Annotated in this window: 11 protein-coding genes; 10 read left to right on the forward strand and 1 reads right to left on the reverse strand. The window is 67.8% G+C overall.

Going from position 1 to position 12,253, the window contains the following annotated elements:
• Positions 1-27: 27 nt before the first annotated feature.
• A complete protein-coding gene (locus AC1DFU_RS25790) occupies positions 28-1,803 on the reverse strand; it encodes a YadA family autotransporter adhesin (protein WP_477140895.1) in 1,776 nt (591 codons plus the stop codon).
• Positions 1,804-2,333: 530 nt separating this feature from the next.
• Here AC1DFU_RS25790 and AC1DFU_RS25795 point away from each other — a divergent pair.
• From AC1DFU_RS25795 to AC1DFU_RS25840, 10 genes are all read left to right on the forward strand, one after another.
• On the forward strand, positions 2,334-3,338 hold the full coding sequence (locus AC1DFU_RS25795) for a sulfate ABC transporter substrate-binding protein (protein WP_092289404.1): 1,005 nt from the start codon (positions 2,334-2,336) through the stop codon (positions 3,336-3,338).
• 272 nt (positions 3,339-3,610) lie between these two features.
• Positions 3,611-4,651 carry a sulfonate ABC transporter substrate-binding protein gene (locus AC1DFU_RS25800; protein WP_092289402.1) on the forward strand — a complete coding sequence of 347 codons (1,041 nt, stop codon included), beginning with the start codon at positions 3,611-3,613 and terminating at the stop codon, positions 4,649-4,651.
• 39 nt (positions 4,652-4,690) lie between these two features.
• Positions 4,691-5,854, forward strand: a complete 1,164-nt coding sequence (gene ssuD, locus AC1DFU_RS25805) for an FMNH2-dependent alkanesulfonate monooxygenase (protein WP_092289401.1) — start codon at positions 4,691-4,693, stop codon at positions 5,852-5,854.
• A gap of 19 nt (positions 5,855-5,873) precedes the next feature.
• Positions 5,874-6,668, forward strand: a complete 795-nt coding sequence (ssuC, locus tag AC1DFU_RS25810) for an aliphatic sulfonate ABC transporter permease SsuC (protein ID WP_092289399.1) — start codon at positions 5,874-5,876, stop codon at positions 6,666-6,668.
• A gap of 31 nt (positions 6,669-6,699) precedes the next feature.
• Positions 6,700-7,605, forward strand: coding sequence for an ATP-binding cassette domain-containing protein (locus AC1DFU_RS25815; protein WP_454757469.1), 906 nt, complete (start codon positions 6,700-6,702; stop codon positions 7,603-7,605).
• A gap of 43 nt (positions 7,606-7,648) precedes the next feature.
• The gene (locus AC1DFU_RS25820) at positions 7,649-8,503 is read left to right on the forward strand and encodes an EAL domain-containing protein (RefSeq protein WP_092289396.1); all 855 of its coding nucleotides are present in this window, start codon (positions 7,649-7,651) and stop codon (positions 8,501-8,503) included.
• Positions 8,500-9,189, forward strand: a complete 690-nt coding sequence (locus tag AC1DFU_RS25825; protein ID WP_441593586.1) for an RBBP9/YdeN family alpha/beta hydrolase — start codon at positions 8,500-8,502, stop codon at positions 9,187-9,189. The genes AC1DFU_RS25820 and AC1DFU_RS25825 overlap by 4 nt, the downstream gene beginning before the upstream one ends.
• Before the next feature lie 107 nt (positions 9,190-9,296).
• Positions 9,297-10,229: a sulfate ABC transporter permease subunit CysT gene (gene cysT, locus AC1DFU_RS25830; protein WP_092289392.1), complete on the forward strand. Its 933-nt coding sequence runs from the start codon at positions 9,297-9,299 to the stop codon at positions 10,227-10,229.
• 1 nt (position 10,230) lies between these two features.
• Positions 10,231-11,151, forward strand: coding sequence for a sulfate ABC transporter permease subunit CysW (cysW, locus tag AC1DFU_RS25835; protein ID WP_441593587.1), 921 nt, complete (start codon positions 10,231-10,233; stop codon positions 11,149-11,151).
• On the forward strand, positions 11,148-12,230 hold the full coding sequence (locus tag AC1DFU_RS25840) for a sulfate/molybdate ABC transporter ATP-binding protein (RefSeq protein ID WP_092289389.1): 1,083 nt from the start codon (positions 11,148-11,150) through the stop codon (positions 12,228-12,230). The genes cysW and AC1DFU_RS25840 overlap by 4 nt, the downstream gene beginning before the upstream one ends.
• Positions 12,231-12,253: the final 23 nt, after the last annotated feature.

The raw sequence follows: 12,253 nt of genomic DNA on the forward strand, positions 1-12,253 counted from the left end.
TGCTGGCGTGGCGCCCGCTGTCGTGGCTTACCAGTGGAAGCCGGCGGAGACCGTCGAGCCATAGTTGCCGCGCGTGTTGGAGGACACGATGGCCTTATAGACCCACTTCCCGCTGCTCGACATCTTGGAGACGCCCAGCGCGATCGCGGATTCCCCGCTGTACCCGGAGGCACCCATCGACGCCATGCCTTTGCCCGGCCGGACCGACTGCGGCAGGCCTGCCATCGCCATGGCCGACGCGGTGCCGGCGTGGGCGTCGCGGCGCACCGCGCCGACCAGCCGGCTGGCGTAGGTATTGGCCTGGATCAACGTCTGGCTGTTGCTCTGGCCCGTGTGGTTGCGCATCTGGCCGAGGTTGACCGCGTCGGTGTCCTCGGTGCCGGCCGCCACGTTCGCGATCTGGCGTTCGGCATCGGCGGCGCCCACCGAGACGGTGTCCGCACGGTCCGCAACCGAGCCGGCGCCCAGTGCCACGCTGTTGTCGCCGAGGGCCCGGGCGTCGGCGCCCAGGGCCACGGCGCCGTCGCCGCTGGCCTCGGCGGCGCTGCCGGCTGCCATGCCGCCGCTATCCGGCCGGACGCTGGCGGCCTCGGCGCTGCCGCCGTACCGGCCCACCGCCTGGAAGTACACGCCAACGCCTCCGGTCTTCGCCAGCCGCTCCGCCAGGCTGTGGATCTGGCTGCCGTTGATGGCATCCGTGCTGCCCGCGCCAATCACACCGTCGGCCACGCCGGTGAGCAGGCGCGCGCCGTCCGTGCCGGCCACGTTCATCACCGTGCCGCCTTGGGTGGCGGCCACGTTGACGTCGCCCGCCGCGCCGTCCTGCCTGACCAGCCCGACTGCGCCCCGGTTGATCCGGTTGGTGACCTGGGCCACCGAGCCTTCGACGTTGGTCACACGGTTATCGACCGTCGTGACGCGGCCATCGACTGCGGCAACCCGGTTATCGACCGTGGTGACGCGGTCATTGACGGTGCTGACGCGGTCATTGACGGTGCTGACCCGGCCATCGACTGCGGTGACCCGGTCATCGAGCGTGCTGACGCGGCCATCGACTGCGGCAACCCGGTTATCGACCGTGGTGACGCGGTCATTGACGGTGGTGACCCGGCCATCGACCGTGCTGACGCGCCCATCGACGGTGGTGACCCGGTTATCGACCGTGCTGACGCGGCCATCGACCGTGGCGATGTGGCCATCGAGACTGGTAATGGCGTTGCCCACGCTGTTGACGGTGGTGCCGCCGACGGTATAGGTCGGCGCGGAGACGGTGCCATCGGCGCTGACCGAGGCGCCACCGCCCAGACCCGCCGCAATCCCGCGCAATTGGCCCACGTTGGCGGCGTCGGTATCCCCTCGGCCAGCCGCCATGTGGGTGATCGTGCGACGGGTAGTTGCACTGCCGACGGCTACCGTATTGAGATCCGTAGCGGTGGACCCGGCACCGAGCGCGACGGAGTTCATGCCGCTGGCGATGGAGTTCAAGCCAAGCGCGGTGGAGAAGACACCGGCGGCATGGGCTTTGGGGCCCAGGGCTGTGCTCATGAGGGCGGTAGCCTTGGCGTCTACGCCAATCGCTGTGGCGGAGTGGTGGGAGGCCGTGGCGCCATTGCCGAGCGCAACGGCGCTCGTGCCGGAGGCATGGGCCTGGTTGCCAATAGCAATTGCGCCATTGGAGCCGGTCGCCCTGCCGCCATCCAGCGAGCCGGCCCGTGAATCTTCGGCGCTCAGGATGGACGCGCTGATCGCCAGCAATGCCGTGGTGGACTTGATGTTATTGGTGCTTTTCCGTGACGTTTTCATAATCTTCGCTTCCTACCGTAGTCAAATGAGGCTGAGCAGTCTTCAGACTTTTGCTAGGCGTCCAAGGCTTCCCGCATGTCACCAATAATGGAGGTTGGGGGCTTGGTCCTGAATAGCCAGATCTTTGAAAACGACGGTACGGACGACCGGGCGAAGTCGGGCAGCGCCGTCGGCTTTGCCGACGCTTGATCTGAGTCAAGGTGATTCGAGGGCTCGGTCGTTACGATGGCATCCGTCATGGAGATGCGGGGGCGCTCTTCATGACTTGTCTACCCGTTTCCGGAAATGGAAACTTGGCCCGCGATGCTTCTCCGGCTTCGCGGGCTTTCTTTTTTGGGCGCCGCCCCGGCAGTACGGGTGTGGAATGTGCATATTGCTGCCCGTTCTTATGCGGATTTCGTGCTTGGATCGGCGAAACCATTCGTTCCGTTCAGAAGACCCCGTCGGTAGTCTCTAACCCTGACAGAAGCCCGGAAGCCATCCGGGCCGGTTTCCACGCCATTCACGACACTAGACGGGAGCAAGACAAGATGATTCGCAAGCTGGCCATCGGCCTCGCCGTACTTTCCGCGCTCGGCGCCGCCCAGACCGCCTCGGCCACCAATCTGCTGAACGTATCGTATGACCCCACGCGCGAGCTGTACGTGGATGTGAACGCGGCCTTCGCCAAGGCCTGGAAGGCGCAGGGTGGCGATGCCGTGACGATTCGCCAGTCGCACGGCGGTTCGGGCAAGCAGGCCCGCTCCGTGATCGACGGGCTGGACGCCGACGTGGTCACGCTGGCGCTCGGCTACGACATCGACGCCATCGCCGAAAAGGGCTGGATCAAGCCGGACTGGCAGAAGCGCCTCCCCCACAACGCCTCGCCGTACACCTCGACCATCGTGTTCCTGGTCCGCAAGGGCAATCCCAAGCAGATCAAGGACTGGGGCGATCTGATCAAGCCGGGCGTGCAGGTGATCACCCCGAACCCGAAGACCTCGGGCGGCGCGCGCTGGAACTACCTGGCCGCGTGGGGCTATGCGCTGCGCCAGCCGGGCGGCAATGACGCCAAGGCCCGCGATTTCGTCTCGGCGCTGCTCAAGAACGTGCCGGTGCTCGATTCCGGCGCGCGCGGTGCCACCACCACCTTCGTGGAACGCGGCCTGGGCGACGTGCTGATCGCCTGGGAGAACGAGGCCATCCTGGCCATCAAGGAACTGGGTCCGGACAAGTTCGATATCGTCGCCCCGTCGGTCTCGATCCTGGCCGAGCCGCCCGTGGCGGTGGTGGACAAGGTGGTGGACAAGAAGGGCACCCGCAAGGCGGCCGAAGCCTACCTCCAGTTCCTCTACACCGACGAGGGCCAGGAAATCGCCGCCAAGAACTACTACCGGCCGATTTCCGAGAAGGTGGCGGCCAAGTACGCGGCCAACTTCCCGAAGGTGAAGCTGTTCACGATCGACGAGGTATTTGGCGGCTGGCAGAAGGCCCAGAAGACGCACTTCGCCGATGGCGGGTCGTTCGACCAGGTCTACCAGCCGGGCCGGAAGTAAATCCGTCACGGGGTGGCGCCATCGCGTGCGCCGCCCCGGCCCATCCGGAAGACCCATCAGGAAGACCCAACAAGGAGCGCCCGATGTCCGCCAGCCTGTTCCGCATCGCCCGCCGGCGATGTCCCGCCTGACCTGAATCCCCCGCGCCGCGCCTGACGCGCGCCGCATTCCCGGAAGACCACGTGCCCGATGCCGCTGTTCGACAGCCGGCAGGGAGGCCTGTCGCCGGTTGCTATCCGATTCCACTTTCAGACAGATTTAGGACAACTCGCATGACATCGCCCATCGCTCGCTCCCTTTTCAAACGCCGCCGCCTGCTGACGGGCGCGCTGGTACTCGCCACCGGCCTGGCCTACGGGCTGCTGGCCGCCCCGGTACAGGCCCAGTCGCAGACTGTGAACCCGAAGCTGCTGCGCATCGGCTACCAGAAGTACGGCACGCTGACGCTGCTCAAGGCGCGCGGCACGCTTGAGAAACGTCTTGCGCCGCAGGGCATTACGGTCAAGTGGACCGAGTTCCCGGCTGGCCCGCAGCTGCTGGAGGGGCTCAACGTGGGCGCCGTCGATTTCGGCACCGTGGGCGAAGCCCCGCCGATCTTTGCCCAGGCCGCCGGCGCGCAACTGGCCTACATCGGCAATGAGCCGCCCGCGCCGACCGCCGAGGCCATCGTGGTGCCGAAGGGCTCCGCGCTGAAGTCCGTGGCGGACCTGCGCGGCAAGCGCGTGGCGCTGAACAAGGGCTCGAACGTGCACTACCTGCTGGTGAAGCAGTTGGAGGCGGCCGGCGTGGCCTACAGCGAGATCCAGCCGGTCTACCTGCCGCCCGCCGATGCCCGGGCTGCCTTCGAGCGCGGCGCCGTGGACGCCTGGGTGATCTGGGACCCGTTCCTGGCCGCCGCCGAGAAGCAGCTGGGCGCGCGCGTGCTGATCGACGGACGCAGCGCGGATGGCAAGAACGTGGTCAGCAATCACCAGTTCTACCTGGCCTCGCGCCCCTACGCGCAGGCCAAGCCGGACGTGGTGAGCACCATCCTCGACGAACTCGCGCAACTGGGCCAGTGGGCCGAGAAGCATCCGAAGGACGCCAGCGCGGTGCTGGTGAAGGAAACCGGCCTCGACGCCACCGTGCTAGACCTCGCCGTTTCCCGATTTTCCTATGGCGCGAAGCCGGTCACGCCCGCTGTGCTGGCCGAGCAGCAGCGCATTGCCGATGCCTTCCACACGCTCAAGCTGATTCCCAAGCCGATCCAGGTGGCCGATGCCGCCTGGACGCCGCCGGCCGGCAAGGCGTCGACCCAGCAGGCACAACGCTGATCCCTGGTCCCCCTATCTAGATAAATCACGAGGCCCGACATGCAACTGTTCTGGTTCATCCCCACCCATGGCGACAGCCGCTACCTGGGCACGTCCGAAGGCGCGCGCGAGGTCAGCTTCGACTATCTGAAGCAGATTGCCGTCGCCGCCGATACGCTCGGTTACGAAGGCGTGCTGATTCCCACCGGCCGCTCGTGCGAAGACCCGTGGGTGGCGGCGTCGGCGTTGTCCGCCGTGACGCGCCAGCTCAAGTTCCTGGTGGCCGTGCGGCCTGGCCTGATGACGCCGACGCTGGCCGCGCGCATGGCGGCCACGTTCGACCGACTTTCTGGCGGGCGGCTGCTCGTGAATCTGGTCACCGGCGGTGATGTGGCGGAGCTGGAAGGCGATGGTGTGTTCCTCGACCATGCGGCGCGCTACGAAGCCTCGGCGGAGTTCATCCGCATCTGGCGCGACGTGCTGGCCGCCAGCCATGACAGCGGGCAGATCGACTTCAGCGGCAAGCATCTGACCGTGAAGGGCGCCCGGGTGCTGTACCCGCCGGTGCAGCGCCCGCATCCGCCGGTGTACTTCGGCGGGTCGTCCGAGGCCGCGCACGAACTGGCGGGCGAGCAGGTCGATACCTACCTGACCTGGGGTGAGCCGCCGGCAGACGTGGCGAAGAAGCTGGCCGATGTGCGCGCCCGCGCGGCGAAGCATGGCCGCACGGTCAAGTTCGGCATCCGCCTGCATGTGATCGTGCGCGAGACCGACGATGCCGCCTGGGCCGCCGCCGAGGACCTGATCAGCCGGCTCGACGATGAGACCGTGGCGCGCGCGCAGGCTGTCTTCGCCAAGATGGATTCGGAAGGGCAGCGCCGCATGGCCGCGCTCCACGCGGGCGGGGCCAAGCGCACCCGCGAGGCGCTTGAGATCAGTCCTAACCTGTGGGCCGGCGTGGGGCTGGTGCGCGGCGGTGCCGGCACGGCGCTGGTCGGCGATCCGCAGACCGTGGCGGCGCGTATCGAGGAATACGCGGCGCTGGGCATCGACACCTTCGTGCTGTCCGGCTACCCGCACCTCGAAGAAGCGTACCGCTTCGCCGAGCTGGTTTTCCCGCTGCTGCCGCGCACCGTGCGGGAGAAGCTGCCGGGACAGGTGCTGTCCGGGCCGTTCGGCGAAGTGATGGCCACCGGCATCGTGCCGCGTGCGTCGCAGAGCTAGCGCGGGGGAGGGTCTCAAGATGTCTCAATCGAAACGCATTTCCGTGCCGACCCTCAACGCGCAGGCCATCGCCCCGTGGATCGTGCCGGTGCTGCTGATTGGCGTGTGGCAGGCGTCCTCGCAACTGGGGTGGCTGTCCAACCGCGTGCTGCCGGCGCCGCTGGCCGTGGTGGAGGCCGCGTGGTCGCTGGCCGCCTCCGGTGAGCTGTGGCGCCATGTCTGGGTCAGCACCTGGCGCGCGGTGGTCGGGCTGGCGGTGGGTGGCGGGCTGGGCCTCGTGCTCGGGCTGCTGACCGGCACCTTCCGCACCGCCGCCACGCTGCTCGACAGCACGCTCCAGATGGTGCGCAACATCCCCACGCTGGCGCTGATTCCGCTGGTGATCCTCTGGTTTGGCATCGACGAGACCGCCAAGCTGTTCCTGGTGGCGCTGGGTGTGTTCTTCCCGGTCTACCTGAATACCTACCACGGCATTCGCGCGGTGGACCCGGGGCTGGTGGAGATGGCGCGCAGCTACGGCTTGTCCGGCTGGCGGCTGTACCGCGAGGTGATCCTGCCCGGCGCGCTGCCGAACATCCTGGTGGGCGTGCGGTTCTCGCTCGGCCTGATGTGGGTGATTCTGATCGTTGCCGAGACGATCTCTGCGCAGTCAGGTATCGGCTATATGACGATGAACGCGCGCGAGTTCCTGCAGACCGATGTGGTGCTGGTGGGCATCCTGCTCTACGCGCTGCTTGGCAAGCTGGCGGACGTGCTGTCGCGCGCGCTGGAGCGCTTCTGGCTGCGCTGGCATCCGGGCTACCAGTCCGCCTGAACGCGGCATGACAACGAACAAGGAGTCGACGATGCATACCCATCCGGTGGAACAAGCGGCGCTGGCCTACCTCGACGCAGGGCTGGCCGCCCGCGCCCCGACGCGGCCGGTGACGCGCGATACCCGACCTTCAGGGGGGGTGTCCCTGCGCGTGGAGCAGGTGGTCAAGCGCTACAACGGGCGGGAGGTGCTGCACGGCATCGACCTGCAGGTGCAGCCGGGCGAGTTCGTGGCCATCGTCGGACGTAGCGGCTGCGGCAAGAGCACGCTGCTGCGGCTGGTGGCGGGGCTGGAGGCGGCCGATGGCGGCGCCGTCACCATCGACACCAGCGAAGCCAAGGCAGGCAAGGCGGTGCGCGAGGACATCCGCGTGATGTTCCAGGACGCGCGCCTGCTGCCGTGGAAGCGCGTGCTGGACAACGTGGCGCTGGGCCTGCCGCGCACGCGCCGCGACGACGCGGCCAACGTGCTGGCCCAGGTGGGGCTGGCCGAGCGTGCCGGCGAATGGCCCGCGCGGCTCTCCGGCGGCCAGCGGCAGCGCGTGGCACTGGCGCGGGCGCTGGTCCACCATCCGCGCCTGCTGTTGCTCGATGAGCCGCTCGGCGCGCTGGACGCGCTGACGCGCATCGAGATGCAGGGGCTGATCGAATCGCTGTGGCGCCGGCTCGGCTTCACGGCACTGCTGGTTACGCACGATGTGTCCGAGGCGATTGCGCTGGCCGACCGCGTGGTGCTGATCGAGGACGGCCGCATCGCGCTGGACCAGCGCGTGGACCTGCCCCGGCCCCGCCAACGCGGCGCGGCGGCGTTTGCGGAACTGGAGGCGGCGGTGCTCGACCGCGTGATGCGGAAGGCAGAGCCGGCCGCGGACACGCCCGCCGACCCACAAACCTCGCAGAATCTTCATGCCCCGTTGGCGGAGGAGCTTCTATCATGATCCATCAGGCCATCCACACACCGGCGTTGCCGGCGGAGCTGCCATGACCCTTTCGACGCAAGCCCTGTCTTCGTCGGCCAGCCCGCTGGCCACCTATCTCGACACCCTGCCGCGTGAGCCGGTGCCGGGGCGCGAGCTGTGGCGCGATGCGCGCGGGCAGGTGCAGGGCCAGTACTTCAACTGCTCGCTGACCAGCGCGTTCGAGCCGCTGGTGACGCTGGCGGCGCGCGAGGTGGTGGCCCATGAGGGCTCCATCCGCACCTATGCCGAGGACGGCGTGGGGCTGGCGGCGTGGAAGCTGTTCGCGATGGCGGCGGACGACGCCTCGCTGGTCTCGCTGGACCGCCTGTCGCGGCTGGTGCACGCCATCAACTACTTCGCGGCCGATGGTTCCCATCAGCTTGTCTTGAATGTTCACAATCGGCTGCTGGCCGCCGTGGCGGACGACCACGGCGCGGCGTTCCGGCGCGCGCTGGAGTCCTTGGGGCTGCCGATCGACCGTTTCGTGATCCAGGTGCCGGCTAGCGCCAATGACGACCTGCCGCTGCTGCTGCACGTGGTGGGCAACTACCGGCGCAACGGCTTCAAGGTGAGCCTGCAGGCATCGGACCCGGCCGAGGCCGGTGCGCTGATGGCGCACGCGCTGCCGGACTGGCTCAAGCTCGACATGCGCCGCACCTGGACCGACCGCCAGCTATCCGGCCTCCGTGCGAGCGCCGATACCGCCGGCGTGACGCTGATCGGCCGCCGGCTGCAGGACGACGTGGCCGTGGCGCGGCTGCAGGACGCGGGCATCGCGCTGGGGCAGGGCGTGGCTGTGGCCGGGGAGCCGGTGTCGGCACGTCACTTGCATGCAACGGAACATTCATCGACTGCCGCGCCAAGGGAGCCCGCATGACTGCATCGATCGCTTCGTTGTCTGCGTTGTTGCCGGATAGCAAGGCCGCGCCGCGCCTGGCGGTGCCGCGCGGCTTGCAGATCCTGACCGTGCCCGGGCTCCACGGCAGCGGGCCGGCCCACTGGCAGAGCCGTTGGGAAGCGAAGTTTCCGGATTGGCAGCGCATCGATCAGCATGATTGGGGGCGCCCCAGCCTGCCGCTCTGGGCGGAACGGGTCTCGGAAGGCATCTCGCGCGCCCAGCGCGTGGCGCCGCGCGGGGCGGTACTCGTCGCGCACAGTTTCGGGTGCCTGGCCACGCTGCGCCAGGCGGTGCTGGACCCGGCCGGCGTGGCGGGCGTGCTGCTGGTGGCCCCGGCCGACCCGGACAAATTCGGCGTGGCCTCGCTGCTACCGACCTCCCGGCTGCCGTTTCCGACGATTCTCGTCGCCAGCCGCAACGATCCATGGATGCACCAGCGCACCGCCTTCTGCTGGGGCACGCTGTGGGGCAGCGAGCTGGTCGATGCCGGTCATCTCGGTCATATCAATGCCGATTCGGGGTTGGACGAGTGGCCAGAAGGGCAGGCCTTACTCGCCACTTTGCTGCAAAGAATTGAGTCCGATGGACGAATTTCGGCTTCAGGTGACGGGTCAGACACCTGGGAGGCCTCCGCCGAGGTCAGTCCGACCGTCCCTTATATTTAAAACGATTAAAGAAATTCGTAAAGATTCGTTCTGTTTATAAGGGCGCATCTGCAAAATTTGTCTCGTACACCGGCGCCTTATGCGCCGGCTTCATAAGACGAGACGACATGCCCCCATCGATCACCCTGGCGGCCCCCGCGCCCACCGACGCGCCGCGTCGGCCGGCCCGCTCCGGCACGCAACGGTTTACCGTGCTGCCCGGCTTCGGCCTGTCCCTGGGTTTCACCATCTTCTATCTGACGCTGATCGTCCTGATCCCGCTGTCGGCCACGTTCCTGAAGACGTTCACGATGACGTGGGACGCGTTCTGGACCACGGTGACCGCGCCGCGCGTGGTGGCGTCCTATCAGTTGAGCTTTGGCGCCTCGCTGGTGGCGGCCATCATCAATACCGTGTTCGGACTGGTGGTGGCGTGGGTGCTGGTGCGCTACCGCTTTCCGGGCAAGCGCCTGATCGACGCGCTGGTGGACCTGCCGTTCGCACTGCCCACCGCCGTGGCCGGTATCGCGCTGACGGCGCTGTTCGCGGGCAATGGCTGGATCGGCAAGTATCTGGAGCCCCTCGGCATCAAGGTGGCGTTTACGCCACTTGGTGTGGTGGTGGCGCTGACCTTCATCGGCCTGCCGTTCGTCGTGCGCACGGTGCAGCCGGTGCTGGAAGACGTGGAGCGTGAGCTTGAGGAAGCCGCTGCCAGCCTGGGCGCCTCCCGGCTCCAGACCTTCTGGCGCGTGATCCTGCCGGCCATCCTGCCGGCGCTGCTGACCGGCTTCGCGCTGTCGTTCGCCCGGGCCACGGGCGAGTACGGCTCGGTGGTGTTCATCTCCGGCAACATGCCGATGGTGTCCGAGATTGCCCCGCTGATGATTTATTCGAAGCTGGAGCAGTACGACTACGCCGGCGCCACCGCCGTGGCGGTGGTGATGCTGGTGATCTCGTTCGGGCTGCTGCTGTTGATCAACCTGTTGCAGGCGTGGACGCGCCGTTCCCAGTCGGGCCGCCGCGCTGCTGCGCTGCCTGACGGCAATCCGGAGGCGAACTGACATGGCCGGCGCAATTTCCCGACTCGGCGCCAACACCGGCGCCCCGCACCGCCACGACGCCACCGGCGAAGCCCCGTGGGTGCGCTACACCCTGATCACAGTGGCGGTGCTGTTCCTCGGCCTGTTCCTGTTCATCCCGCTGGCTTCGGTGTTCTACGAGGCGCTGAAGAAGGGCGTCGATACCTACTTCGCCGCGCTCGTGGAGCCGGACGCCGTTTCGGCGATCCAGCTCACGCTGCTGGTGGCCGTCATCGCCGTGCCGCTGAACGTGGTGTTCGGCGTGGCCGCCGCCTGGGCCATCGCCAAGTTCGAATTCCGGGGCAAGCAGCTGCTGACCACGCTGATCGACCTGCCGTTCTCGGTCTCGCCGGTTATCTCGGGCCTGATCTACGTGCTGATGTTCGGCGCGCAGGGCTGGTTCGGCCCGTGGCTGGAGGCGCACGATATCAAGATCATGTTCGCGGTGCCGGGCATCGTGCTGGCGACGATCTTCGTCACCTTCCCGTTCGTGGCGCGCGAGCTGATTCCGCTGATGCAGGCCCAGGGCAGCGAGGAAGAGGAGGCCGCCATCGTGCTGGGCGCCTCCGGCTGGCAGACCTTCCGCCATATCACGCTGCCGAACATCCGCTGGGGGCTGCTGTATGGCGTGATCCTGTGCAATGCGCGGGCGATGGGCGAGTTCGGCGCGGTGTCGGTGGTCTCGGGCCATATCCGCGGCCTGACCAACACCATGCCGCTGCACGTGGAAATTCTTTACAACGAGTACAACTTCGCGGCCGCGTTCGCGGTGGCGTCGCTGCTGACGCTGCTGGCGCTGGTCACGCTGGGCATCAAGACGCTGGTGGAACTCCGCGCCAGCAAGGAACATCAGGACGAGGGCGCGAGCCGCCCCGCGCCGACACTGCAAGGGCAGCCATCATGAGCATTCAGGTCAGGAACGTACAGAAGCATTTCGGCGATTTCGTCGCGCTGGACAACGTCTCGCTCGATTTCGACGAAGGCGAGCTGACCGCGCTGCTGGGGCCCTCGGGCTGCGGCAAGACCACGCTGCTGCGCATCATCGCCGGGCTGGAGCGCGCCGATGCGGGCCAGGTGGTGCTGGGCGGGCAGGACGCCTCGGCGCAGCACGTGCGCCAGCGCAACGTCGGCTTCGTCTTCCAGCATTACGCGCTGTTCAAGCACATGAGCGTGTTCGAGAACGTGGCCTTCGGCCTGCGCGTGAAGCCGCGCGCCGAGCGGCCTTCGGAGGCGAAGATCCGCGAGAAGGTGAAGTCGCTGCTGGAACTGGTGCAGCTCGACTGGCTGGCCGACCGCTACCCGGCGCAACTCTCGGGCGGGCAGCGTCAGCGGATTGCGCTGGCCCGCGCGCTGGCCGTGGAGCCGCGCGTGCTGCTGCTCGACGAGCCGTTCGGCGCGCTGGATGCCAAGGTGCGCAAGGAACTGCGCCGCTGGCTGCGCCGCCTGCACGATGAACTGCACGTGACCAGCGTCTTCGTCACGCACGACCAGGAAGAGGCGCTGGAAGTGGCCGACCAGGTGGTGCTGATGAACCACGGCCGCGTGGAGCAGTTCGGCACGCCCGAGGCGGTCTACAACCATCCGGCCACGCCGTTCGTGTTCGGCTTTCTCGGCAATGTGAACCTGTTCCATGGCCGGCTGGAGGTGGGCGATACCGGCGGGCTGCTGCACACGGGCGATTCGGTGCTGCCCGTGGTGGGCAGCGGCCACGAGACCGCCGGCGACGCGGTGGCCTACGTCCGCCCGCATGACCTGGACGTGGAGCGCTACGCGCCGGGCACCGATGGCATCGCCGTCACGCTGCGCCGCGCGCTGACGCTGGGCCCGGTGGCCCAGCTCGAACTGGAACGCGAGGACAACCAGGACGTGATCGAGGTGGCGCTGCCGCTCGAACGCTTCCGCCATGCGGGCTTCCGGGAAGGCGAGTTGCTGGCGGTGCGTCCGCGCCAGTTGCGCGTCTTCACGGCCGGCACCCGTAACTGATCGCCCCCTATAAACAGAGCACC

The sequence above is a fragment of the Cupriavidus sp. 10L45 genome, assembly GCF_056395225.1.